Source organism: Methylobacterium sp. Leaf100 (assembly GCF_001422845.1).
GTDB lineage: Bacteria > Pseudomonadota > Alphaproteobacteria > Rhizobiales > Beijerinckiaceae > Methylobacterium.
Genome location: NZ_LMMW01000012.1, coordinates 92,277 through 115,979, shown reverse-complemented (window position 1 = coordinate 115,979; position 23,703 = coordinate 92,277). Strand labels below are relative to the sequence as shown.

The following is a 23,703-nucleotide window of genomic DNA, read 5'->3' as shown; positions in this document are numbered from 1 at the left end:
GTCCGTCAGCCCTCCGGCGTCCCCGAGATCCAGAGCGCATGCGCCGGTCCCGTCGCCGTGTCGGGCTTCGCCGCCCCGATGAACACGATCAGCGGCCCGTACGCGATCTTGGGCGGATGGTAGAAGTCGAGCAAGCCGGGATGCAAGGCCTGCAGGAATCGCGGTGGCCGCTCGGCCGCGCGCAGGAAATGGTCGATGACGACCTGATCCCCGTGCACGGCGTTCGGCACCGGGCCGCACGAGCCCGGCGCCATCCAGTGCTGCGGATCGGTGGCGAACCGCTCGTACAGGAAGGCGAGATCGTCCGCGTGCCACCGCACGAAGGCGCTGGAGACCCTGCCCTTGTGGAAGTAGTCCTCCATGGTGGCAAAGCCCGGTTCGGCCAGCGCAGACGCATCGCCCGCGAACACCGTGTCGAGGTCGCACAGCACCGTGGTACCCGTCGCAAGGCCCGGCCGGAACGCCTCCATCTTCGACCACCAGGTGGGCCAGTCGTGCCGCAGCGGCACGATCTCGACCCCCGGACAGGCGATGGTGCGATCGGTCAGGCAGACGATCCGGTCGAAGGCCGGCGCGAACCGGCGGGCGCCGGCGGCGAGACGCTCGACCCAGACCGCATCGTAGCGGCCGCCATGCTTCAGGACGGTGAGGAGGGTGGCCATGGGCGATCCGGGTGGGAGGGAGGAGGCTTCAGGACGCGACGGGCGGATGGAGTCGCAGGCGCCCGCCCGCCTGGGCTTCTTCGAACCAGTGCCGTTCGGCGTCCCACGGGTGCCCCGGCCACCCGGCGAACCCGAATCCGTAGACATCGATGGGCGGCAGCGACGGGGCGCGCGCGTCCAGGATCGCAAGGGCGACGAGCAGACCCGTGCTGGGGTTCGGCGGCCCGGAGGTTCGAGGCGCCAGCACGTCGTGGGCGCGCGCATGCAGCGCGCGGGTCAGGGTATGTACGGGGCGGCCGGTAAGGCGGTCCCGAAGGGGCGCCGTCCAGCACACGCGTTCGGACGCGCCTTCCTCGTCGGGCGCGAGTTCGGGAAACGGCAGCAGGAACCGCGCGGCTCGCCGGATAGCCGGGCGTGCGGTAAAGCCGTCCTCCTCGACCCAAGCCCGCGCCTGCCCGCCGCGATTGACGAGGGCGAGGAGGGTCACGCGCGTGCCCGCCGGGCCGCCGAAACCGGGTGCGTTGTTGAATCGCACGATCGATGCCGACGCGTCGATGGCCTGCCCCCGGTCGCCGAGCTCGGGGGCATTGCCCACGAGGGCGAGGCTCGGGGCGTTGAAATCCGGGATGGACGGCATGGAACGGGACGCCTTCGGACCTGAAAGTCGAGCCGGGTCATAGGAGATGCGGGGTTCGCCCCGACAGTGTACGCAGCGTCGCGCCGAACAGTCGGGCAGGGGCAGGAGCGACCGGAACCATGCGACGCTGTTTCGTCTGCCTGGCCGATACCCTGGAGCCGACGGACCGATCGATCGCCTACGAAGACGGTGTCCGGCGGAGGTTTCCGTTCGCCTGCGCCTCCTGCGGCGTGCTGTTCGAGCGCGGTGCCGACGAAGCGGCATGCTGGGACCACCTCGCGGCGCATCTCGCCGGTGAGACGTTCCGACTCGCGCCGGACGCGCCCTACGGCCTCGACCTCTACACCTTGCGCACCGCCGCGACCCGGCTCGCGCGGGGCATCCGCGCCCTGAGCGAGGACGACCGCGCGGCGCTTCTCCGACCGCATTCCGAGCGTGCGGCCCACGGCGGCCTCGTCGACCTCGCGGCGATGCCGAAAGCCCAGGTTTCCCTCGGGGTTCTCTGCCGACCCGACGACCTGCAATCCGTCCTGGGTGGCCTGCCGCCGCACGCGGCCTGGACCCGGGACGTGGCTGTGCTCGTCGATGCGCCGGAGGCTCCGCCGGAAACCAGCGCGCTGGCCGGATTTCCGCCCGGCGCGGTACGGGTTTCGGCGCGTCCCCTCGCGGGTGATTTCGCGGCCCAGCGCAACGCGCTCCAGGCCCTCGCGCGGCAGACCTGGATGCTCCAGCTCGACGCCGACGAAGCGCTGTCGCCCGCCACCGCCGGGCTGCTTCCGGCGCTCGCCGCGCTGGCGGAGGAGGGCGCCGCCGTGTCCATCGGACTGCCCCGGCGCAATGTCGTCGATGGCGTGCTGTCGGACGTGTACCCGGACGTGCAGTACCGCCTCAACCACGCGACGGTGCGCTTCCAGGGGCGCGTGCACGAGCGGCCGGATCTCGGCGGCGACTGGCGCCGAAGCGTCATCGCCCTTCACGGCTCCATCGATCATCGTCTGTCGCGCGCCCACGTGGCGGCGCGCTCGATCCGGTACGAGGCCCTGGACCCCGGCCGCGGACGCGTCGAAGAAGCGGCGGCCCTGTTGCGGGTCTATCGACCCTGACGCGCCGCCGCGATGGCGCGCTCGTAGAGCGCCAAAGTCTCGCTCCCGAGGCGCGCCCGGTCGAAGGCCCCGCTCGCCGCCAGGGCCCGCGCGCGCAGTTTTGTGCGCAGGTCCGGGTCCCGAAGCAGCGGCCGGATGGCGTCGGCCAGCGCCGCACCGGTCGCTTCCTGTGCGAGCAGGCCGGCTCCCGGCCGCCCGACGAAGGCGCGGGCGCTGGCATCGGCTGCGCAGGCCACCACCGGGCGGCCGTAAGCGAGGGACTCCTGATAGACGAGGCCGAAGCTCTCGTAGCGGGAGGGCGCCAACACGAGGTGCGCTCGCGCGTAGGCTTCGGCGAGGGATGCCCCGTCGATGCGGCCGAGGGGGCGCAAGTGCCGTCGTGCCAAAGCCGAAACGCCCTGCGGAAGGTCGGCTTCGGAGACGCCCACGAGATCGACGACGAAGGGCGGTACGATGCCGGCTTCGCACTCGGCCCCGAGCAGCGCGGCGGCATCGAGGAGAAGGTCGAAGCCCTTCCGGGCCTCGGCCCGGCCGACGAACAGCAGCCGCACCGGAGCCTCCACGGCATCGGGGTAGGGTGCGGTCCGGCCGCGTTGGAGCATGTCCGGCGGCAGGCTCAGGCCGATCACGGCGTGAGCCTGCCGGGGTGGGATGCCGTAGAGGCTCGCGATCCGGACCGCGTGGTCGTCCGTGTTCGAGATCAGGCCGGCGCTGCCGCGCGCCTGCCAGCGCTCCAGCCGGTCGGCGGTACGGCCGTCGAGGCGGTCGCGGAGGGACGTCGCAGGACCCCGCGTGAACGCGGCCGGGGTCGAGTTGCGTGTGACCAGCGGCGGTCCCGACCGCGTCAGGAAGGCGGCCGGCGCATACCAATTCGTGGCCTCGATGCAGTCGAAGGGCTGCCGTGCGTGGGCATCCAGAACCGCCCGGTAAAACGCCAGCGGCGCGGCGAGGTGTCCGGCCGAGCCCCACAGGCGCAGGCGCGCCAGGGCCGAGCCCCGCGCGAGGCCGATGCCCCGCACGGCGACACCGCCGGCCTCGCCCATGCCGATGCGGTCGAAGCTGAACACCGTGACGGCCACATCCCGAGCCGCCAGGCTTTCGGCGATCTCCCGCGCGGCGGTGGAGAGGCCGCTCGGGGCCGGCGGGTAGTCCCAGGCGAGCAGCGCCGTGCGCACGATTTCGCTCACGCGGAGAGCAGCCGGCGGTAGATCGAAAGGTAATCGGCCGCCATGCGCTCGGCGGTGAAGCGTGCCTCGAAGCGCTTCCGGACGCGCGCCCGGTCGAGGTCTCCCACGCGGGCGAGCGCCGCCACTGCCTCGGCCTCGGACGAGACGATGAAACCCGTGATGCCGTCCTCGATGATTTCCGGCACGGAGCCACGATTCCAGGCGATCACCGGCGTCCCGCAGGCCATGGCCTCGATCATCACCAGGCCGAAGGGCTCGGGCCAGTCGATGGGAAACAGGAGTGCCCGCGCATCGCCGAGCAGCCGACCCTTGGCGGCGTCGTCCACCGGACCGACATAGACCGCGTCGTCGGCGAGGAGCGGACGCACGGCCCGGTCGAAGTAGTCGGGGTTGCCGACATCGACCGTGCCGGCGAGACGGATGGGCAGGCCCGCCGCACGGGCGACGCGGATCGCCGTATCGGGGCGCTTCTGATCGGTCATCCGGCCGACGAAGGCGAGGTGGCCCTTCGGATTCGAATTCAGGGCGTAGCGGTCGCGGGCGATGCCGTGGTGGACGATGCCGGCCCTGTTCGCCGCCGGAACGCCGGCTTCCTGTGCCGCCGAGATCGCCGCCACCGGCAGATCGGGGAAGCCGGCGAAGAACAGGGCCCGGTCGCGCTCGTCCACCCGCCAATGCACCGTCGTCAGGCTGCGGCATCGGCGCGCGCCGAGGATCGCCGCATGGGCGAATTCGCCGTGGCAATGCACGATGTCGAAGTTGTCGAGGCGGCGGGCAAGCGCTTCCATCTGCAGAGCTTCCAAGGCGGAGGGCACCCCCGGTGCGACCTGGCCCTCGCGGGCTTCGAGGGCGGCGAGACTGGGGTAATCCCCGACCCTTGGTATATCTGTCGCACTGTCGGACGGCGCGAACAGCGTTACCTCCACGCCGAGGTTATGCAGGGCTACGCTCAGATCGTGAACGACGCGCTCCGTCCCCCCATGGTGCAGGGGCGGCGTCGGAAAGATGTTGGGGGCAACCTGTGCGACACGGATCGCGGATGATATTTCGGCTTTAGACATGAAGTTCGTCGAGTTTCCCACGCGTCATCTTGTGACACCTTGCCTTTGATGTTCGTTCTTCATATCGCGCTTCAGGGTTGTCTTCGTGGCGAAGATGTCGCTTACGGGCTCACGGCGGATACGGGCGGTCATATCCGCTACCTGCTGGATCTGGTTGAGGCCTGCGCGCAGGACACCGAGATCGCCCGGATCGTGATCGCGACCCGCCTGTTCGGAAGCGCGTTCGGCGACGCCTACGCCGTGCCCGAGGAGCCCGTGTCGAGCAAGGTGACCATCGTGCGACTCGCGAGCGCGTCGCCGGGCTACCTGCCGAAGGAGGCGCTCCACGCCGAGGTGGAGAGCCTGTCGGACGCTCTGGTCGCCTGGATCCTGGCGCAGCCGACCCGTCCCGACGTGATCCACGCCCATTATGCCGATGCCGCCGTCGTCGCGGCGAACGTCGAGGACCGACTCGGCATTCCGTTCGTGTTCACGGCTCATTCCCTCGGGCGTGTGAAGGCGAGGGCGCTCGGATGCCCGGCGACGGACACGCCGGCGCTCGACCACCGCATCGCGGCCGAAGAGACGGGTCTCGCGCGCGCGGCCCTCGTCATCGCGTCGTCCCGCGACGAAGCGGAGGTCCAGTACGCGACCTACGCAGCCTACGATGCCGGCCGCATTCGCGTCCTGCCGCCGGGAAGCGACCTCGCACGCTTCCAGTCGGCTCGGACCTGCGCGCGGGTGGACGCCACCCTCGACCGGTTCCTGCGCGAACCCGGGAAGCCGGCACTGCTGGCGCTCGCCCGTCCGGTGGCGCGCAAGAACCTCGCCGCCCTGGTCACGGCCTACGGTGAGAGCCCCGAACTTCAGGCCCGGGCCAACCTGGTTCTCGTCGCGGGAACCCGCGACAACCTCGATGACCTCGACGGCGGCATGGCCGAGACCATGCGCGAGTTGCTCGTACTCATCGATCGATACGATCTCTACGGGCGGGTGGCTTATCCGAAGACCCACCGCCCGGAGGACGTGCCGGCGATCTACGCCTATGCCCGCACCCGGGGCGGGATCTTCGTCAATCCTGCCCTGAACGAGCCTTTCGGCCTCACCCTGCTGGAGGCTTCGGCCGCAGGGCTCCCCCTGGTGGCGACGGACAGCGGCGGTCCCAACGATATCGTCGAGACCTGCGGCAACGGGCTCTTGGTCGATCCGCGCGCGCCCTCCGAGATCGCGCGGGCCTGCCTGCGGATCCTCGACGAGCCGGGCCTGCGCGAGCGTTTCGTCGCCGGTGGCGCGCGGGCGGCCGCCGCCTACGATTGGGACCGGCACGCCGCGCGCTATCACGCCCTGTTGCGCGCCCTTTCCGTCGCCGAGCCGCCCCTCAGCAATCCGCGCCAACTGCTCATCTGCGATATCGACAACACCCTGGTCGGTTGCGAGGCGGGCCTGAAGGCCTTCAGTCAGTGGCGCAGCGAGCAGGAAGGCCTCGCGTTCGGCGTCGCCACCGGGCGCTCGTTCCACAGCGCCATGGCGATCCTGGAGCAGCAGGCGAGCCCGCGACCCCAGGTGATGATCACCTCCGTGGGGTCGGAAATCTATCACCTCGACCCCAACGGGGTGAGCTACACGGCCGACCGGACCTGGCGGGATGTGGTGTCCCGCGGCTGGGACCGGGCGCGCGTCCACGCGGCGCTCGCCGAAGTCGCGGGCCTCGTGCCGCAGGGGCCCCTGGAGCAGCGGACGCACAAGCTCAGCTATTTCGGGGACGTTGCCACCGCCCGGCAGGTGCAGGCGCGGCTCGACACGGACGGCCTCGCGGCCACGATCATCCACAGCCATGGCCGCTACCTGGACGTCCTGCCGCCGGCGGCCTCGAAAGGGACCGCCGTCGATCGCGTCCGTGCCCTCTACGGTCTCGCTGAAGCCGATGTGTTCGTGGCGGGCGATTCCGGCAACGATGTCGAGATGCTGCGTGCCCGACGGCAGGCGATCATCGTGGCGAATTTCTCCGACGACCTCGCGAGCCACGCGGCGCTCGGCCATTCCTACGTCGCCCGCGCCACCCATGCGCGCGGCGTCATCGAGGGCGTCGCCCATTTCCGGAAAAGTCCGGCGCATGCCATCTGATCGAGCGGCCGGCGTCAGCGTCCTCACCCTGGTGCGAGGCCGCGACGCGCACCTGCGTAACCTCATGCTCGGGCTCGCCGGGCAGACGATGCTCCCCCTGGAACTCGTCATCGCCTGGATGCAGCCGGAGCCCGCGCTGGATCTGCCGGATGCCGGCTGTCCCGTCCGCCATCTCCACGTGCCCGGGGAGCCGATGCCGCTCGCCGCCGCCCGCAACAGGGCCGCCGCTGCGGCGCGGGGCGAGCGCCTGATCTTCCTCGACGTGGACTGCATCCCGGGCCCGGGGCTGGTCGCGGCCTATGCGGGTGCCGAGGGGGAGGGGCTTTTGCTCGGCGAGGTGCTCTACCTTCCCGAAGGCGCCATCGGTCCGCACCTCGATTGCGCAGCCCTCGACCGGGTCGGGCGGGTGCATCCGGCCAAACCCTCCATTCCCGCCAGCGGCCTGCGCCGGGAACCCGAGGCGAAGGAACTCTGGGGCCTGTCCTTCGCCCTTCCGGCCCGCGCCTACGCGAAGATCGGCGGCATGGATGAGGGCTATGTCGGCTACGGTGGCGAGGAGACGGATTTCGCCGTGCGTCTGGCCGCGTCCGGCGTGCCGACCGACTGGATCGCCGGCGCGCGCGCCTATCACCAGCATCACCCCGTCCACGTGCCGCCCCTGCCGCACTTCGATTCCATCCTGCGCAACGCCGCCCGCTTCCACGCCCGGCACGGGACATGGTGCATGGAGTACTGGCTCGGACAGTTCCGCGACGCCGGGCTCATCGGTTGGGATGCGGACGCGCCCGCGATCCGCCGTCTGCGCGCGCCGTCGCCTGCCGAGATCGCCGACGCCCGCCGGCCCGGCACCTGCCTGTTCTCCTGACCCGCCCGAGGCCCATGCCGAAACCCATCGCCTTCTTCGTCCACCATCAGGGGCGCGGCCACGCCAACCGCACCCGCGCCCTGGTGGCCGAATTCTCCGCCGCGCGGCCGGTTTCGGTGCTGACTGCCGATCCCGGCCTGTTCGACGGCTTCTCGCGCGACAGCGAGATCATCGCCCTGCCCAACATGATCGGCGCAGCCGTGCCGACGGCGCGCCTGTTCGCTGAACCGACGCCGCAGGTGATGCATTGCGTGCCGCTCGGCGTCGCCGAGACCCGCCGGACCATGCGGACGATCCTCGACCACCTCGACGATCGGCAGGTCGGTCTGTTCGTGGTCGACGTCTCGGCCGAGATCGCCCTGCTGGCCCGCGCCGCGAGCGTGCCGGCCGTGCAGATCCGCATGCACGGCGACCGTTCCGATATCGGCCATATCGGGTCCTACGAGGCCTGTGTCGGCATGCTCGCGCCGTTCGACCCGCGCCTGGAACAGGACGACTACCCCGACTACCTGCGCGCCAAGACCTTCTACAGCGGCGGTCTGTGCACCAGCGTCGATCCGGTGCCGTCGCGCGCTGACGCCCGCGCCCGCTTGCGGCTCGACCCCGACCGCGAGATCGTCGTCGCCGTCACGGGAGGCGGAGGCAGTGGTACGCCCTACGCGCCGCTGACGGTTGCCGCGCGGGCCGTGCCGGACGCCCTGTGGCTGACCCTCGGACCGACCCATCGCGAAGGTCACGAAACCGATTTCGCCAACCTGCGCGAGCTCGGCTGGGTCCCATCCGTCACCGATTACCTCGCGGCCGCCGACATCGTCATCGCTTCGGCCGGCGACAACACGGTCCACGAGGTCGCACGGGTGGGGGGACGGCTCGTGGTGATGCCGGAATGGCGCTACTTCGGCGAGCAGACGCGCAAGGCCGACGCCCTCGTACGTCTCGGCGCAGCCGTGCAGGCGCCGAACTGGCCCGGTGACCTCCAGGGCTGGCGCGACCTCCTCGACCGCGCCCGCCGCCTCGACGGCGAAACCCTGCGCCCGCTCCATGCGCCGGACGCCGCAACCCGTGCCGCGGGCTGGCTCGAGAGCCTCACCGACGACCTCTGGGCCGGCGCGCCCGGCGTCTGATCGTATGCTCAACTCCAGTTCGGACCCGCAAAATATGTCGACCGTTTCCGTCGTGACGCTGGCCAAGGGGCGGCCGGAGCATCTCGCCAACGTGGTGCGGGGCCTGATGCGCCAGACCCGAATGCCGGACGAACTCATCGTCGCATGCATGCAGGAGCAGCCCTACGATTTGCCGGAGACGCCGTTCCCGATCCGCCAGATCGTGATGGCCGGCGATCCGCTGCCCCTGGCGGCCGCGCGCAACCGCGCCGTGGCGACGGCGTCGGGCGGGGTGATCGTGTTCCTCGACGTCGATTGCATCCCGGCGCCGTCCCTTGTCGCGGATTACACCCGTCATCTCGAAGAATTCGACGGCCTGCTCATGGGCGAGGTGCTCTATCTCCCGGCCGGTGCCACCCTGGGCGACTGGACCTACGAGGCCTTCGCTTCCGTCGCCGAAAAGCACTCGGACCGGCGCGGACCACCGGCCGAGGGCATCGAGGTCTGCGGCGACTACCGCTGCTTCTGGTCGCTGAATTTCGCCATGCTGCGCGCGACTTTCTTGCGGCTCGGCGGCTTCGACGAGCGCTACTCCGGCTACGGCGGCGAGGACACGGATTTCGGCAAGACCCTGGATGAACGCGGCATCGCCATTGCGTGGTTGAAGGGTGCGCTGGTCTATCACCAGCACCATCCGCACCATATGCCGCCGATCCACCACATCGCCAGCGTGGTGCGCAACGCCGAGCTGTTCGAGGCCAAGTGGGGCTACCGCACCATGGGCCACTGGCTCTACGCCTTCCGCCTCATGGGCCTGATCGACGATACGCCCGGCCAGCCGATCCGCATCCTGCGCGAACCGGATGCCGACGATCGCGCACTCACGGGCCAGCATGGCCACCAGCCCTATACCAACACCGCCTCGGTCATCCGCATCCTCGACGCGCGAATCGCGGCCGGGCAACCCGCAGGGACGGAGCCCGCAGCCGCATGAGGATCGCCCTCCTGGCGCATGTGCGCCAGCCCATCGCGCCGCCGTTCCGGGGGGGCATGGAGGCCCATAGCTGGCACCTCGCCGAGGGGCTCCGGGCGCGCGGCCACGACGTCGTGCTGTTCGCCTCGGGGGACAGCGACGGGCGTTTCGCGATCGATCCGGTGCTGCCCGAGCATCAGGAAAAGTCGTTCCCGGGCGAGGAGCACACCGGCAATCCGGCGCTCATCGCCCATCTCGACGCCGGCTATGCGGCAGCCTGCGACCGCATCGCCGCCGGTGGCTTCGATGTCCTGCACAACAACAGCCTGAGCCGCCTGCCCCTGGAACAGCGGCGGACGCGGGCCGTGCCGACGGTCACATCGCTGCACGTTCCGCCCTACGACGCCCTGCGCTGGTTCGTGCAGAACAGCATCTCGCCCGTGCACCGCATCACCGCCACGTCGCACGGCCAGATGCATGCGTGGTTTCCGCAAGGAAGCCCACCGGAGGTCTCGGTGCTGCACAACGGCGTCGATCCTTCGGCCTGGCCGTATCGCGACCACGGCGATGGTAGCGCGGTCTGGTGCGGCCGGATCACCCCCTTCAAGGGCACGCATCTGGCGATCCGAGCCGCACGGCGCGCCGGCATCGCCCTGACCCTGTTCGGCTCGACGGAAGACACCGCGTACTGGGAAGGCGTGGTCTTGCCCCTACTCGGCGGCGCGATCCGCTATGGCGGGCACCTCGACGGTCCATCCCTGGCACGGGAAATCGGAAAGGCCTCCGTATTTCTGTTCACGCCGTGCTGGGACGAGCCGTTCGGCCTCGTCACCATCGAGGCCATGGCGTGCGGGCTTCCCGTCGCCAGCATCGATCGGGGTGCGGCCCGCGAAGTCATCGGCGAGGCGGGGGCCTTCGCCCCGTCCGGCGACGAGGACGCCCTGGAGGCCGCCTTGGCCGGTGCCATCGCGGAGGCTCTCGCGATCCCTCGCCGAATCGCGCATGCGCGCGTGCGACAAAACTTTACCCAGAATCTCTGGCTCGACCGCTGCGAGCGTCTCTACGCGGAAGCCCGCAACGCATGAATCCATGCTGGCGTACAGCGATGTGATCTCGACCGTAGAACAATCCGAGCGTATTGCCCCTATATCCATTTTCGCGTGTGCCCTGCGGGCGAAGATTCCGTGAATCTTCGTAGGCCACTTCCGGTCGCCGTTGACGGTCAGGCGGCCTCGAACCTGTCGCGGCGGCTTTTTGCGGCCGACCGAGGGCGTCGCCGTCTGGAGCGCAGGCCTGTTTTGCGGCAAGAGACGCCTATGGAACGACGCCCGCTCTCCGATATTCGCTTGCCACCGTATTCCCGTCCCACGGCCGGCCGCATCGACGCGGGGTGCAAGATTTGGCCGTGCCCGTCCGAAGCGCTCGCTGCTCAAGTCATCCGCTGCGCCCCTTCGAGCTCGTCCGTATGACGGGTCCGGAGGCTGCCGAACTCCTGCAGCGTGCCGACGCCCTCGCGGAGGAAGCCGCGCGGTTGCGTGCTCAGGTGCACGGGCAGGTGCCCTGGGCCAAAGTCCCAACGACCGTGCCGGAGTCCGGGATCTCCCCGCCTGGGCCGGGAGAGGCCGAGGGGCACGCGCGAGCGATCCTCGACAGTACCACCCGCATCGCCATCATCGGCATGGACCCGGACGGACGCGTCACCGACTGGAATACGGGCGCCGAGCGCATCTTCGGCTGGACCCGCGAGACGATCCGGGGCCAAGCGATCGAACGGCTGTTCACGCCGGAGGATGTCCTGTCCGGCCACCCCGCAGCCGAGCGGCGCCGCGCCCATGACCAGAGCCGTGCCGACAGCGAGCGCTGGTATCTGCGGGCGGACGGGTCCCGGTTCTGGGCGTCCGGGGAGACGACGCCACTGCGCGATCCCGGTGGCGACCTCATCGGCCTCGTGAAGGTCCTGAGCGACCGCACCGAGGAGCACCGGATCGGCACCGCCCTCGAAGAGACCGAGACGCGTCTGCGCCGGGCGCAGGAAGCCGGCGGCATCGGGGTGTTCTCCGTCGGGATCGACGACGCCATCCTCTACACCACGCCGGAATTCTGCCGCCTCTACGGCTTGCCCGAGCGGGCGACCTATCCGGCGGCGGCGTTCGAGGTTCTGATCATCCCTCAGGATTCACACCTCGTCTCGACGGCGGAGAGCCGCCGGCGCGGGGACCTGATCCGTGACGTCGAGTACCGGATCCGGCGACCCGATACGGGGGAACTCCGCTGGATCGCCCGCCGGGGCGAGATCGAGCGCGACGGCACCGGCCGTCCGGTCCGCTTCTCCGGCGTGGCGCGCGACATCACCGAACAGCGCTATGCCCGCGATGCGCTGGCTACGAGCGAGGCACGGTACCGCGCGCTGTTCGAGGCCATCGACGACGGCTTCTGCATCATCGAGTTCTTCGACGGGCCGCACGGACCTGCGAGCGACTACGTCCACGTCGAGGCGAACCCTGGCTACGAGCGCCATACGGGCATCCCGAACATCGTCGGCCGTACCCTGCGCGATCTTGCGGCCGCCGAAGCGGATGGCTGGCTCGACCTCTACGGAGGCGTCCTGCGGACGGGCGAATCGATCCGGTTCGAGCGCGCCTTTCCGGCCGCCGGGCGCCACATCGAGGTTTCCGCCGCCCGGATCGAACCGCCGAGCCGGCGCCAGGTCTCCGTGCTGTTCCGGGACATCTCGGCACGGCGCGCGGCCGAGGACGCCCTGCGCGCCAGCGAGGCCGTGGCCCGCGAGAACGTCGAGCGCGTGCAACTGGCGTTGGCCGCCGGTGCGATCATCGGGACCTGGGTTTGGGATCTCGCCGCCGACCGCTTCAGCGTGGACGAGGCCTTCGCCCGCAGTTTCGGCCTCGATCCCACCGTGGGACGCGAAGGCCTGAGCCTCGCCCAGGTCATCGAGACCGTGCACCCGGACGACCGAGACGCCCTGACGGCGGCGATTGGCACGGCGTTGGCGCAAGGCGGGCCCTACGCGCACCAATACCGTACCAAGCGTGCGGACGGGCTCTACTACTGGCTGGAGGCGAACGGGCGTGTCGAGCACGCTCCGGACGGCACGCCGTTGCGGTTTCCGGGCGTCCTGATCGACGTCGAGGAGCGACGCGCCGTCGAGGCCGAGCGCGAGCGCGTCACCGAGCAGCTCCGCAGCCTCAACGAGACCCTGGAACAGCGGGTCGTCGAGCGGACGGCCGAGCTGATGCGGACCGAGGAGGCCCTGCGCCAGTCCCAGAAGATGGAGGCCGTCGGGCAATTGACCGGGGGCCTCGCCCACGACTTCAACAACATGCTCGCGGGCATCGTCGGTTCGTTGGAGCTGATGCAGACCCGACTGCTCCAGGGCCGGGTCGGCGATATCGAGCGCTACATCGCCGCCGCACAGGGCGCGGCCCGCCGCGCCGCCGCCCTGACCCATCGTCTTCTGGCGTTCTCGCGTCGTCAGACCCTGGCCCCGAAGCCCATCGATGCGAACCGTCTGGTGGAGGGCATGGAGGAGCTGGTGCGCCGCACCGTCGGGCCGGCGGTCTCCGTCGAGGTCGTGGGGGCGGCAGGGCTGTGGTCGACCCATGTCGATCCGAGCCAACTGGAGAACGCGCTCCTCAACCTGTGCATCAACGCGCGCGATGCGATGCCGGACGGCGGGCGCATCGTCATCGAGACCGGCAACCGCTGGCTCGACTCGCGCAGCGCCCGCGAGCGGGACCTGGAGCCGGGCCAGTACATCTCCCTCTGCGTCTCGGACAACGGCACCGGCATGACGCCGGACGTGGTCGCGAAGGCCTTCGACCCGTTCTTTACCACCAAGCCCATGGGGGAGGGCACCGGCTTGGGGCTCAGCATGATCTACGGATTCGCCAAGCAATCGGGCGGGCAGGTGAGGATCTATTCCGAGCCCGGCGAGGGCACCATGGTGTGCCTGTACCTGCCCCGTCATCTCGGGGAGGCGGAAGGGGTGGAGGTGGTCCCGGACCTGTCCGAGGCGGCACGGGCGCGGGCGGGCGAGACGGTGCTGGTGGTCGACGACGAACCGACCATCCGGATGCTCGTCACAGAAGTGTTGGAGGATCTCGGCTACGCGGCCATCGAGGCGGCCGACGGCGCTTCCGGGCTGCAGGTGCTGCAATCGGATGTGCGCATCGACCTTCTGGTCAGCGATGTCGGCCTACCCGGTGGCATGAACGGCCGGCAGATGGCGGAGGCGGCGCAACTCTCGCGGCCTGGCCTGAAGGTTCTCTTCATCACCGGCTACGCCGAGAACGCGGCCCTCAACCACGGCCACTTGGCACCCGGCATGCAAGTCATGGTCAAGCCGTTCGCCCTCGAAGCACTGGCCGCCCGAATCCGCAACCTCATCGAAGGCACGGGTTGAGCGGCAGGTCCGTCGCGTCGGCGTGACCGTCTCGCGTGAAGGGCCGGCACGCTTCTGCGCCGGCCTTCACGTGCCTAGCTGGGACGTCAGGCCGGTTGGCGGCCGTCTTGGGCGTAGCGGTCGATGGCCGAGGGCAGGTCGCGCGACAGGCGCGAGAGAATGTCGGCCCGGCTCAGGCCGGTCTGCTTCTGAAGCCCGTCGAGGGTCTCGGCGCCGATGGCCTTCTCGAGGTCCGCTTCCGGGATGTCGCGGTTCTGGCCCTGGTTGATCCAGGAATTCGCCGTCTCGCCATGGCCGCCCTTGGTGAAATGGTCGACGAGTTCGCTCAAGCCGCTGGCGATGAGGCCACCGACGCCGGCCGTACCGACTCCGCCGAGCAGGCTACCGAGATTCCCGAGGTTGCTCGACCCGCTGCCCTGTGGAACGTGCGGAACGGTGCCGTGCGCGGCACCGGCACTGCCGCTCTTCAGCAGCTCGGCGATCTTGTCACGGTTCTGGTAGCCGGCGACAGCCAGCAGACCCAGAAGGGCGGTCATCGAGGGGTAGCCCTTGCTCATGGTGGTGTCCTTTTCGTCTGAACGGGATCGTCTCGGTGGCACGTCGGGCCCGAAAGGGGCGGGCGACGACGAGACCTTGGACTAGGATGGAGGACTGGATCAGCGAGACGGGCGCAGCAGCCAACCGGCGGCGAAGGCCAACGCGGCCAGGGCCAGCACCGTTGCGCCGCGATTGGCGTCGGCGTAACCGACCGCCTTTCGCCCGTAAGCCTCACCCCGGCGACGGGTCTCGCGGGCGTAGCGGCTGCCGTCGTCGAGAAGGCGCTCGCCGCGGCGGCGTGCCTCGTGAGCGAGGTGGCTGCCGTCCTCGATCCAATCCTCCGCACGGTCGCGGGCCTGTCCGTAGGCGTATTGCGCACCTCCGGCGACCTGATCGACGGCGCCGCGCACCTGACGCGCGGGATCACCCGTGATGCCGCCGAGGGTCGATTGCGCCCGACCCTTGAGATGGCGCGTGGCGCCTCGGAACTGGTCGCTGTTCATGGTCGGCTCCTATCGGGACAGGTAACTTCAATGGGCAAATCGTAAGGGCGGGACGGCGCGATGCCGTCCCGCGAGGCGCACGATCAGATCTTGCTCTTGACCTTGTCGGTGAGGTTCTGGGCGCCGTCCTTGACGTCGCCGACGGTCTTCTGAGCTTCGCCCTTCAGTTCCTGGGCCTTGCCTTCCGCGACGAGCTTGTCGTTGCCGGTGACGTTGCCAGCGGCCTGCTTGACGTTGCCGACGGCCTCGTTGGCCAGGCCCTTGATCTTGTCGGTGGTGCTGCTCATCGAAAAAACTCCTGTGCTGCGAGGGGGGTGAACGGACCGGTCGATCCCAACCGGCGGAGGGTCCGGCCCCGGGGAACCGAGGCCGAAGGGATCAGGCGCGACGCGCGTCGTAGCGGTCGGCCACGGCGCCATCGTCCTGCTTATGGTCGTCGTCGGTCTGCGTCTTCGCCTGATCGCCCGGGATGCCCCGCGTCTTGCCGAGGGCGTCCCACGCGGCGGCGCCGGATATCAGCGACGGGAATGGATCAGAAGGGCGAGGCCGTAGCCGACGGCGCCGGCGATCAGGAGCGCGACGAGTGGGCTTTCCTCGACTCGGTGGGCCACGGCACGCCGGCCTTCGCGAAGGTAGTGGCCGGAATTCTCGTAGGCGTGCTCGGCGTAAGCCTGCGTCTGGTCGGCTGCATGCCCGACGCTATCCTTCGCCTGGTCGGAGAGATTCTCGGCGCTACCCTGCGCTTCGCGGAAGCGGCCTTCGACGGAGTGGCTCTTAGACCCGATGAGATCACCGATGGTGCCCTGAGCCTTTCCGGCGAGTTCCCGGGCAGCACCCGTCACGCGGTCCGTATCGACCATGATGTTCATCCTGTTGGTTGTTGTTGCGTTGGAAGCATTCGCTTCTGGCGGTTCGGGCTACGACGAGCGCGCCGAGCCGGACTTTCCCTCGGGCGTCCCTTCGGACTCGGAGGAAATCTTTTCGGCCTTGCCCTCGGCTTCGACCTTCACATCACCGGTCAGCTTGCCGATGGCCTCCTTGATGGACGCCTTGGCGACGGAATTCTTCTCCTTCTCAGAGGTCGGCTTGCGCGTATCGGTCATGTCCGTCCCCAAGGGCGATGCAGTGGTCACGATGGTCAGATGGACCTTCGTGGACTTGGCGCAATAATACGGATGTACTGGTATCTTGGCTTTTTGTTACGGGGCGGTGGGGTTCGGAAATCCGTTGTCGCGCCCCCACACGATTACCTCCGAGCGCTTGTGAAGACCGAGCTTGCGGTAGAGCGCGGCGGTGTGGTTGCGGACCGTGTTGCGCGAGAGGTTCAGGCGCTTGGCGATGGCGTCGTCGCTCAGTCCGGAGCAGACGAGGCCGAGCATCTGTCGCTCTCGGACCGTGAGGGTGAGGGTCGGATCGTCCCCAGTCCGCTCACCCGGCTGGCGCAGGTTCGCGAGCTTTTCGATGAGTCCGCGGCTGAACCACGACGTGTCGGCCATCACCGCCTCGATGGCGGTGAACAGATCGCGCTCGGAGCGTTTGCGCTCCGTGATGTCCTGCAGGACGATGAGCACGAAAGCCTCATCGGCGATGGTCACCCGCTCCGCCGAGATCATGCAGTCGAGTTCGCTGGGCTCCTGGGAGCTCAGGCAGGTCTCCAGCCCGAGCACGTAACCGGTTCGGGTCAGTGCCGCCTCGAATCGGACGCGGGCGGCTTCGTTGACCCAGAGGCCGATCTCCTCGGGGGTGCGGCCGGTGACCTTGTCCTGTCCGTAGCCGAACACCCGGCTGAAGGCTTCGTTGACGCCCGTGATGGAGAAGCCATCGGCCCGGCACAGCATGGTCGGAACGGGCGTGAGCTGGAATGCCTTGGCGAAACGCTCCTCGCTCTGCCGCAGGGCGGTCTCGGCTTTCTTGCGCAACTCGAGGTCCGCGAAGGTGAACAGCATGCAGGGCTCGTCACCCATCTCGATGGGCTGCCCGGCGACGATGACGAAGCGGGTCCCGCCATCGGGCAGGGTCAGGCACGCTTCCATCTGCGGAATGGTGCCGCCCGCGTTGAGCCGGGCAATGGCGAGGTCGCGGCTGCGGGCACCGGCCAGCACGTCGACTTCGTAGACGTTGCGGCCGATCACGGCGTCGCGGGTGTGCCCGGTCATTTCGAGGAACCCGGCGTTCACCTTGACGTGGCGCAGATCCGACAGCCGGGTGATCACCGCGGGCGCCGGATTGGCATTGAAAGTTTTCTCGAATCGTTCCTCCGCCTCGAACTGATCGGACACGTCCTTGAGGATCAGGGCGAGGCAGCTCGGACGTCCCTCCCGGTCCGTGGCCACGAGGCTTCGCAGGGAGTGCACGAAGGCGACGTCCGGACGGTCGGTCCGCTTCACGTCGACCACGACATCGTGGAACGTCTCGCCCGAAACGACGCGCTCCATCGGGTAGTGCTCGGGTGCACGGTTGTTGCGATAGCGGAGGGAGAAGCGCTCGCGGTAGGCGTCCACGGTGGCGCCGAGTTCTTCCAGGGCGTCGGCGCCGTGCATCGCCAACGCGGCCTCGTTGGCGTAGGTGATCGACTGATCTGGCTCGACCAGGATCACGCCCTCGCTGAGGCCGGCGATGATCTGCCGGAGTTCATGTCTGTCGACGCCAGACGTCACGGGTCCGCTTCGCTCCCCGCCGCCAGGGTGGCAGCGGGCGTCCAACGGACCGCACCCGGGCAAGTTCCGAATCGCCTCAAGGAAATCTGGTACCTGCGTATCAAACGCTTAGGACGCCTTGACGAAAGCGCCTCCGGCATCGGCCCTGTGCACCGTGGAGTTCCGGGGCTGGCGGACCGGCTCGGACAGACGGTTTGCCGGTCGCGCCGGGGTTGCGCTCGCCGGCCTGTCACCCGTTTCCGACACAGCCGGTGCGGGAGCACACCGCCCGGCACCGGCGGCTGTAGACCGCGTCGCCTTCGGCATTCACCTTGGCCGTGAAGTTGACCGAATCCCTTCCGCGGATCCGGTCCCACCATTCCGCCGCCGCGAGGGTTTCGGAAGAGGCCAAGCTCGTTACAGGCCCGAGGCTAACGTGACCCACGCCGACGATGTCGCTCCCGTATCGCCGGCCGGTCCCGTGGGCCCACGCACGGGCAACGGGGGCCTGACGCGCCGTCGCGTCGGCGCCATGCTGCTCGGTGCCGGTGCGGGAGGGCTGCTCTCGGGGCTTCCAGCCGCGTCGGCGCCGGCATCGGACGTGACCCGGTTCGTCGATTTCGAATGGGTCGATCCCGCACGCGGCCGCGCGGTACCGGCGCGGCTGTACTGGCCGGGCGCCTCGGCCCGAAAGGGGCCGGTGCCGCTCATCGTGTTCTCCCATGGCCTCGGTGGCTCGCGGACGGGCTACAGTTACCTCGGCGAAGCATGGTCGGCGCAGGGCACGGCGAGCCTTCACATCCAGCACGTCGGAAGCGACCAGACCTTGTGGCAGGGCAACCCGATCCTGCTCCTCGACCGCCTCGACAGCGCGGCCGACGAACGCGAGGCCATCGAGCGGACGCACGACGTGAGCTTTGGCCTCGACCAGTTGCTCCAGCGCGGCAATCCCTTCCACGCCGCCATCGACCGGAAGCGCATCGTCGCGGCGGGGCATTCCTACGGGGCCAACACCACGCTGATCCTCACGGGCGCCCAGGTGGTGCGCGATGGAAAGCTCCTCGGCTTCCGCGACCCGCGCTTCTCGGCCAGCATCGTCATCTCGGCCCCGCCCTTCTACGGCGAAACCGACCTCGCGGCAGTCCTTGCCTCCGTCGACGTTCCCACGCTCCACGTGACCACGACGGAAGACACGATCCGCATTCCCGGTCGCTACTCCCCCGTCCAGGACCGCCTCGACGTCTATGCGGCGATCCCGACGCAGCAGAAGGCCCTCGTGGTGTTCCAGGGCGGCTCGCACAGCGTGTTCACCGACCGATCGTTGAGGAACGGTGGACCGCTGAACCCGCTGGTGAAGCGTGCGACGGCGGAGGTCGGCCTGGCCTTCCTCGATCTGGTCCACCGCTCCGCTCCCGTTCCGCTCGAAGAATGGGGTGCCACGTGGAAGCCGATCCTGGCGGCGGCACCGACGCCGTTTCCGGTTGCCGCACAATTGGCGAACCATAAGCGCCGGGCCTGAAGCGAGGTCGGATGCCGTCCCCGCGTTGCGGACGGAAACGGGAAACCCACTCACCGACGCGAAAGCCGCGCGCGCTCGATCACCCGGCCGCCCATTCAGGCATCGAACCGCGCGCCGACCCGGTCGAGATGCAGGTAGTTCGGGTTGAAGGACGCGACGCGTTCCAGGGCCGGCAGGTCCGGGATGGTCAGGCGGCGCCCCCTCAGTTCGAGCAGCCCTTGCCGACGCAGGGACTGCAGGGTCCGGTTGACGTGGACGGGTGTGAGGCCGGCGACCTCGGCGAGATCCGTCTGCGTCAATGGTAGATCGCAGCCTCCGTCCTGCATGTGGCCGATCCCGCGCAGGCGATAGAACAGCTCGCAGAACAGGTGGGCGAGGCGCTCCACCGCGTCCCGCCCGCCGAGGTTGAGGATCCACTCGCGTTGCGTCGCCGCGTTCACGAGGGATTCCCACCACAGCGCCCGCGTGACCCGTGGACGGGCCGTCATCATCTCCTCGAACGCGGGCGGCGGAATCTCGACGAGCGCGACGGGGCTCAGTGTTCCGATGGAGTGATCCATCTCGGACAACACGAAGACGTTGTGGTCGCATAGGTCGCCGGGCAAAAAAAGCGCCACGATCTGGCGACGTCCGTTGGGGAGTTGCTTGTAGCGGCAGGCCCACCCGGACAGGATGAGGCGCACTGCCCGCGGGGCCTCACCTTCGCGGACGATGTCCGCACGCGAGGCGAAGCGGCGAACCGGGCCCTCGGTGAGGATCTCGAGTGTCCGCCGATCTTCGTCGGACAGGCGACTGAACTGCTCCAATTTGGCGATCAGAGGGTGATCCACGGTCCGGTCCTCCGTTTCCGACTTCCATCCATGTGCGGAACGCGGACACTGCGCCGCACCTGATCCAGGTAAGGTCATCGAGCCATCACCTGTGTTAGCATTCTTTTGCCGTAACGCCGCCCGTGCGGCTCAGACCATCGCGAGCCCGCTCTTGCCACAGTTCCACTTCCACCTGCGTACGCCGGCCGGCCTCGACCCCGACGATGACGGCCTCGCCCTGGCCGACCTCGACACCGCTTACCTCGAAGTCTGTGCTTCGATTCCCGACATGGCGGCGGAATTCGCGCGCAAGGGGCTCAGTCCACTGCCCTACGCCTTCGTCATCGCCGATGCCGCCGGCATTCCCCTGATGGAAGTACCCTTCGCGGAGCGTTTGAACAGCCTGCGCAAGTCGGCCCGGCCCGGGCAACTGGCACGGGCGCGCCAGTTGTCGGGCGAGATCGCCGAAGTGATCCGTGCGGCGCGTGAAACCACGGAACGGTCGCGGGAGATCCTTGCCCGGTCGCGGGCGTCATAATGGCGCCCCGGTCGAGGGTGCCCGGCGAGCACGTGCCCCCCGTCGGAGACGCGTGATGATCGGGCCCGCGCGCTTCCCTGTGGTCGGCATCGGCGCTTCGGCCGGTGGAATCGAGGCGCTGGAGACGCTGTTCTCCGGCCTCGGCCTCGACGGCGACCTTGCCTACGTGGTCGTCACCCATGTCAGCCCGGACAGAGAAAGCTTGCTGCATGAGGTGCTTGGCCGCTTCACCAAACTCCCGGTGATCGTGGCGGAGGACGGGATGCCGGTGGAGCCGGGGCGCATCTATGTGCTTCCGGCCAGGATGCTGCTCGGCATCGCCGATGGCCGTCTCAGACTGCGCGAGCACGACCCGGTTCAGCGCGAGCGCAACCCCATCGACCTGTTCTTCAGCGACTTGGCACGGGCCTACGGCGAATACGCCGTCGGCGTGGTCCTCTCCGGCGGTGGCACGGACGGGACCCTCGGCATCAAGGCGATCAAGGAGCGTGGCGGGTTAACCTTCGCGCAAGGATCGGACGGCACGGTGCCGCGTCATCCGGACATGCCGGCCAGCGCCATCGCCACCGGGCTCGTCGATTTCGAGTTGCCGGCCGACGCCATCGGCGCCCAACTCGCCGAATACGCCCGCAGCTTCGGTGTGATCGAGGGGTTGGAGACGGCGGCCGCCGAGGCGGCCATGTCCGAGATCCACGCTTTGCTGCGCGATCAAGTCGGACACGACTTTTCTGGTTACAAGCCGAAGACCTTTGCCCGGCGGGTCCAGCGCCGGATGCAGGTGGCCCGCCTCCACCGAATCGAGAACTACGTCGAGCGTCTGCGTGCGGACGGGACCGAAGTCACCGCGCTGTTCCGCGACCTGCTCATCAACGTCACCAATTTCTTCCGCGACGGCGACGCGTTCGAGGCCCTGAAGCTGCGGGTGTTGCCCCGCCTGTTCGAGGGGCGCGGAGCAGGCGACACGATCCGGGTTTGGGTGCCCGGATGCGCCACGGGCGAGGAGGTCTACTCCATCGCCATGTTGATGCGCGAGCACATGGACGGCCTGCGCGCCGTGCCGCGCGTACAGATCTTCGCCACCGACATCGACGATCCGGCCCTGGCCGTCGCCCGATCCGGACGCTACCCGGAGGCGCTTCTCGACACCGTCTCGCCCGAACGCCGTCGCCGGTTCTTCTCGGCCGAGGGCGGTTCCTACGTCGTGGTCAAGGCGGTACGCGAATTGTGCGTTTTCTCGCCCCACAGCGTGATCCGCGATCCACCGTTCTCACGTATCGATCTCGTCTCGTGCCGCAATTTGCTGATCTATTTCGGCCCGGTCGTGCAGGCGCAGGTGATCCCGATCTTCCACTACGCTCTGCGCCCGCGCGGGCACCTTTTCCTCGGTACGGCCGAGAACGTCAGCCAGTTCGGCGACCTCTTCACGCCGATCGACAAGAAGCACCGCATTTTCCAGGCACGCGACACCGAGCGGTCCGGCGCCGCGCTGCCGCTCGCGATCAGCGGCACGCAACTCGCCCCGTTCGCGCGGCGCTCCGGCCAAGCCGTGCGCCCGCCTCCCTTCAATCCAGAATCCGGCGCGTCCGTGCGGCAGGCGGTCGAGAGCCACGTCGTCGAGCGTTTCGCCCCGGCCCACGTCGTCGTCGACCGCGAAGGCGACGTGGTCCACTACTCCACCCGCACCGGAAAGTATCTGGAGGCGCCCGCCGGGCTGCCCAGCCGCCAGCTCCTGACCCTGGCGCGCCGGGGCCTGCGTCTCGATCTGCGCTCGGCCTTGCGCGAGGCGATCGAGTCGCACGGCCCCGCCTTCCGCTCGGATATCGCCGTCGAGGGCGAGGAAGGGCGTATCCAGGTCGTCTCGATCACCGTCGAGCCGCTACCCCTGCGCGAGGGTGCCGATCCGCTCCTCGTCGTGCTGTTCCACGATCAAGGGCCGTCCTTGAGCCGGAGCGACGCCGAGCAACGCGACGCGCGGCCGAAGCCCGGCTCGGACGCGCTGCAACTCGAACATGAGTTGCGCGACACCCGCGAGCGCCTGCAGACGCTGATCGAGGAATACGAGACCGCCCTCGAGGAGCTGAAGTCGTCGAACGAGGAGCTGGTTTCGGTCAACGAGGAGCTGCAATCGACCAACGAGGAACTGGAGGCCTCCAAGGAAGAGCTGCAATCGCTCAACGAGGAACTGCAGACGGTCAACCACGAATTAAGCGGTAAGATCGACGTCCTGGACCGGGCGAACAGCGATCTCCGCAACCTGTTCGACGCCAGCGGCCTCGCCATCGTGTTCCTCGACCGCGACCTCATCATCCGCACCTTCACGCCGGCGGTGGCACGGTTCATCCCGATCCAGGACAGCGACCGCGGCCGGCCCCTGACCGACTTCGCCGTACGTCCGGCCTATCCTGACCTTGCGGAGGACCTCGCCCGCGTCCTGACCGACGGCAAGGAGATCGAGCGCGAGATCGAGCAGCCCACGATCCGTGACGGCAACCGCCGCCACGTGGTGCGGATCTCGCCGTATCGGGCCCTGAACGCAGCGATCACGGGCGCGGTGGTGAGTTTCGTGACCGTCCCGGCCGTGGGGTAAGGAGCGAGCAGGATCCGCGCCATCGAAGCGCACCCGCCCTCCGTTTCGACCGGAAGAATTCCGACGGGCTCGTGAGCGCTTCGGATCGTGCGAGATCGCGCCGCCAACGCCGCACAGTCCTGCGGAAGGATGAAGCTAGGATGGTATCGGAGGATGAGTGGATCGCCCTCGAACGCCACGCGGAACCGGTGCCAGCCGCGGTCTTGGTGTTGGAACGGAGCGCGCGCAGCAGGTGTGATCAACCTGTCGGCGCGTGCGGCTGGAACGGATATCAGGCGAGGAACGCAACCTGACAGCTACGCCCCGCGGTCCATTCGGTAATGCTGGCGACGACCGGGCTCGTCATCATTGGCGATGGGTTCGTCGACGAGCCTCCAGAGATGCTCGGCGGGCTGGCGTTCGGGCGCGTAGGGCGGCAGGTCGATCAGGCGTAGGCATCTGGTCGCGCGCAGACCGGGCT

At 68.9% G+C, this 23,703-nt stretch carries 21 protein-coding genes; 10 read left to right on the top strand and 11 right to left on the bottom strand.

Features of this window, described 5'->3' with window-relative positions:
- Positions 1-5: 5 nt before the first annotated feature.
- Positions 6-662, bottom strand: coding sequence for a hypothetical protein (locus ASF25_RS08655; protein ID WP_056304357.1), 657 nt, complete (start codon positions 660-662; stop codon positions 6-8).
- A gap of 28 nt (positions 663-690) precedes the next feature.
- On the bottom strand, positions 691-1,299 hold the full coding sequence (locus tag ASF25_RS08650; protein ID WP_056304356.1) for a hypothetical protein: 609 nt from the start codon (positions 1,297-1,299) through the stop codon (positions 691-693).
- A gap of 119 nt (positions 1,300-1,418) precedes the next feature.
- Between ASF25_RS08650 and ASF25_RS08645 the strand changes: the two genes are divergently transcribed.
- On the top strand, positions 1,419-2,402 hold the full coding sequence (locus tag ASF25_RS08645) for a hypothetical protein (protein WP_056304355.1): 984 nt from the start codon (positions 1,419-1,421) through the stop codon (positions 2,400-2,402).
- On the opposite strand, the gene ASF25_RS08640 is transcribed toward ASF25_RS08645, so the two are convergent.
- Both ASF25_RS08640 and ASF25_RS08635 read right to left on the bottom strand, forming a co-directional pair.
- Entirely contained in the window at positions 2,390-3,577 is a 1,188-nt protein-coding gene (locus ASF25_RS08640; protein WP_056304575.1) for a glycosyltransferase family 4 protein, read from the bottom strand. The genes ASF25_RS08645 and ASF25_RS08640 overlap by 13 nt on opposite strands.
- Before the next feature lie 8 nt (positions 3,578-3,585).
- On the bottom strand, positions 3,586-4,650 hold the full coding sequence (locus ASF25_RS08635; RefSeq protein WP_056304574.1) for a glycosyltransferase family 4 protein: 1,065 nt from the start codon (positions 4,648-4,650) through the stop codon (positions 3,586-3,588).
- 48 nt (positions 4,651-4,698) lie between these two features.
- Here ASF25_RS08635 and ASF25_RS08630 point away from each other — a divergent pair, with 48 nt between their 5' ends.
- The 6 genes from ASF25_RS08630 to ASF25_RS08605 all read left to right on the top strand — a co-directional run bounded on the left by ASF25_RS08630 (position 4,699) and on the right by ASF25_RS08605 (position 14,114).
- Positions 4,699-6,753, top strand: coding sequence for an HAD-IIB family hydrolase (locus ASF25_RS08630; protein ID WP_056304354.1), 2,055 nt, complete (start codon positions 4,699-4,701; stop codon positions 6,751-6,753).
- Positions 6,743-7,618: a galactosyltransferase-related protein gene (locus tag ASF25_RS08625; protein WP_056304353.1), complete on the top strand. Its 876-nt coding sequence runs from the start codon at positions 6,743-6,745 to the stop codon at positions 7,616-7,618. Before ASF25_RS08630 ends, ASF25_RS08625 begins: the two co-directional genes overlap by 11 nt.
- Before the next feature lie 14 nt (positions 7,619-7,632).
- Positions 7,633-8,742 (top strand): glycosyltransferase, encoded by a 1,110-nt coding sequence (locus ASF25_RS08620; RefSeq protein WP_056304352.1) that lies wholly within the window; start codon positions 7,633-7,635, stop codon positions 8,740-8,742.
- A 34-nt stretch (positions 8,743-8,776) separates the two neighbouring features.
- Positions 8,777-9,715: a galactosyltransferase-related protein gene (locus tag ASF25_RS08615; RefSeq protein ID WP_056304351.1), complete on the top strand. Its 939-nt coding sequence runs from the start codon at positions 8,777-8,779 to the stop codon at positions 9,713-9,715.
- Complete coding sequence (locus tag ASF25_RS08610; RefSeq protein WP_056304350.1) at positions 9,712-10,779, top strand: glycosyltransferase; 1,068 nt, start codon at positions 9,712-9,714, stop codon at positions 10,777-10,779. The genes ASF25_RS08615 and ASF25_RS08610 overlap by 4 nt, the downstream gene beginning before the upstream one ends.
- Before the next feature lie 380 nt (positions 10,780-11,159).
- Positions 11,160-14,114, top strand: coding sequence for a hybrid sensor histidine kinase/response regulator (locus ASF25_RS08605; RefSeq protein ID WP_082502549.1), 2,955 nt, complete (start codon positions 11,160-11,162; stop codon positions 14,112-14,114).
- Positions 14,115-14,200: 86 nt separating this feature from the next.
- Here the strand turns inward: ASF25_RS08605 and ASF25_RS08600 are convergent, their stop codons facing one another.
- From ASF25_RS08600 to ASF25_RS08575, 6 genes are all read right to left on the bottom strand, one after another.
- Complete coding sequence (locus tag ASF25_RS08600; protein ID WP_056267771.1) at positions 14,201-14,671, bottom strand: YidB family protein; 471 nt, start codon at positions 14,669-14,671, stop codon at positions 14,201-14,203.
- Positions 14,672-14,770: 99 nt separating this feature from the next.
- Positions 14,771-15,154: a CsbD family protein gene (locus ASF25_RS08595; RefSeq protein WP_056175953.1), complete on the bottom strand. Its 384-nt coding sequence runs from the start codon at positions 15,152-15,154 to the stop codon at positions 14,771-14,773.
- Between the two features lie 83 nt (positions 15,155-15,237).
- A complete protein-coding gene (locus ASF25_RS08590; RefSeq protein ID WP_056175955.1) occupies positions 15,238-15,441 on the bottom strand; it encodes a CsbD family protein in 204 nt (67 codons plus the stop codon).
- 228 nt (positions 15,442-15,669) lie between these two features.
- Positions 15,670-16,014, bottom strand: a complete 345-nt coding sequence (locus ASF25_RS08585; RefSeq protein ID WP_056304573.1) for a CsbD family protein — start codon at positions 16,012-16,014, stop codon at positions 15,670-15,672.
- Positions 16,015-16,071: 57 nt separating this feature from the next.
- Complete coding sequence (locus ASF25_RS08580; RefSeq protein WP_082502587.1) at positions 16,072-16,257, bottom strand: hypothetical protein; 186 nt, start codon at positions 16,255-16,257, stop codon at positions 16,072-16,074.
- A gap of 96 nt (positions 16,258-16,353) precedes the next feature.
- A complete protein-coding gene (locus ASF25_RS08575; protein ID WP_056175961.1) occupies positions 16,354-17,811 on the bottom strand; it encodes a helix-turn-helix transcriptional regulator in 1,458 nt (485 codons plus the stop codon).
- Between the two features lie 415 nt (positions 17,812-18,226).
- Between ASF25_RS08575 and ASF25_RS08570 the strand changes: the two genes are divergently transcribed.
- Positions 18,227-19,309, top strand: coding sequence for an acetylhydrolase (locus ASF25_RS08570; RefSeq protein ID WP_244472952.1), 1,083 nt, complete (start codon positions 18,227-18,229; stop codon positions 19,307-19,309).
- A gap of 95 nt (positions 19,310-19,404) precedes the next feature.
- Here ASF25_RS08570 and ASF25_RS08565 read toward each other — a convergent pair whose 3' ends face one another.
- A complete protein-coding gene (locus ASF25_RS08565; protein WP_056304349.1) occupies positions 19,405-20,139 on the bottom strand; it encodes a Crp/Fnr family transcriptional regulator in 735 nt (244 codons plus the stop codon).
- Positions 20,140-20,290: 151 nt separating this feature from the next.
- On the opposite strand from ASF25_RS08565, the gene ASF25_RS23225 reads away from it, so the two are divergent.
- Both ASF25_RS23225 and ASF25_RS08555 read left to right on the top strand, forming a co-directional pair.
- On the top strand, positions 20,291-20,656 hold the full coding sequence (locus tag ASF25_RS23225) for a hypothetical protein (RefSeq protein ID WP_200918890.1): 366 nt from the start codon (positions 20,291-20,293) through the stop codon (positions 20,654-20,656).
- Positions 20,657-20,711: 55 nt separating this feature from the next.
- Positions 20,712-23,243: a CheR family methyltransferase gene (locus tag ASF25_RS08555; RefSeq protein WP_056304348.1), complete on the top strand. Its 2,532-nt coding sequence runs from the start codon at positions 20,712-20,714 to the stop codon at positions 23,241-23,243.
- Positions 23,244-23,703 lie beyond the last annotated feature (460 nt).

Bases quoted from the DNA above. Each gene is read 5' to 3' on its own strand.
- ASF25_RS08655 (WP_056304357.1), bottom strand. From the start codon at position 662: ATGGCCACCCTCCTCACCGTCCTGAAGCATGGCGGCCGCTACGATGCG.
- ASF25_RS08650 (WP_056304356.1), bottom strand. From the start codon at position 1,299: ATGCCGTCCATCCCGGATTTCAACGCCCCGAGCCTCGCCCTCGTGGGC.
- ASF25_RS08645 (WP_056304355.1), top strand. From the start codon at position 1,419: ATGCGACGCTGTTTCGTCTGCCTGGCCGATACCCTGGAGCCGACGGAC.
- ASF25_RS08635 (WP_056304574.1), bottom strand. From the start codon at position 4,650: ATGTCTAAAGCCGAAATATCATCCGCGATCCGTGTCGCACAGGTTGCC.
- ASF25_RS08630 (WP_056304354.1), top strand. From the start codon at position 4,699: ATGTTCGTTCTTCATATCGCGCTTCAGGGTTGTCTTCGTGGCGAAGAT.
- ASF25_RS08625 (WP_056304353.1), top strand. From the start codon at position 6,743: ATGCCATCTGATCGAGCGGCCGGCGTCAGCGTCCTCACCCTGGTGCGA.
- ASF25_RS08620 (WP_056304352.1), top strand. From the start codon at position 7,633: ATGCCGAAACCCATCGCCTTCTTCGTCCACCATCAGGGGCGCGGCCAC.
- ASF25_RS08615 (WP_056304351.1), top strand. From the start codon at position 8,777: ATGTCGACCGTTTCCGTCGTGACGCTGGCCAAGGGGCGGCCGGAGCAT.
- ASF25_RS08610 (WP_056304350.1), top strand. From the start codon at position 9,712: ATGAGGATCGCCCTCCTGGCGCATGTGCGCCAGCCCATCGCGCCGCCG.
- ASF25_RS08605 (WP_082502549.1), top strand. From the start codon at position 11,160: ATGACGGGTCCGGAGGCTGCCGAACTCCTGCAGCGTGCCGACGCCCTC.
- ASF25_RS08600 (WP_056267771.1), bottom strand. From the start codon at position 14,671: ATGAGCAAGGGCTACCCCTCGATGACCGCCCTTCTGGGTCTGCTGGCT.
- ASF25_RS08595 (WP_056175953.1), bottom strand. From the start codon at position 15,154: ATGAACAGCGACCAGTTCCGAGGCGCCACGCGCCATCTCAAGGGTCGG.
- ASF25_RS08590 (WP_056175955.1), bottom strand. From the start codon at position 15,441: ATGAGCAGCACCACCGACAAGATCAAGGGCCTGGCCAACGAGGCCGTC.
- ASF25_RS08585 (WP_056304573.1), bottom strand. From the start codon at position 16,014: ATGGTCGATACGGACCGCGTGACGGGTGCTGCCCGGGAACTCGCCGGA.
- ASF25_RS08580 (WP_082502587.1), bottom strand. From the start codon at position 16,257: ATGACCGATACGCGCAAGCCGACCTCTGAGAAGGAGAAGAATTCCGTC.
- ASF25_RS08555 (WP_056304348.1), top strand. From the start codon at position 20,712: ATGATCGGGCCCGCGCGCTTCCCTGTGGTCGGCATCGGCGCTTCGGCC.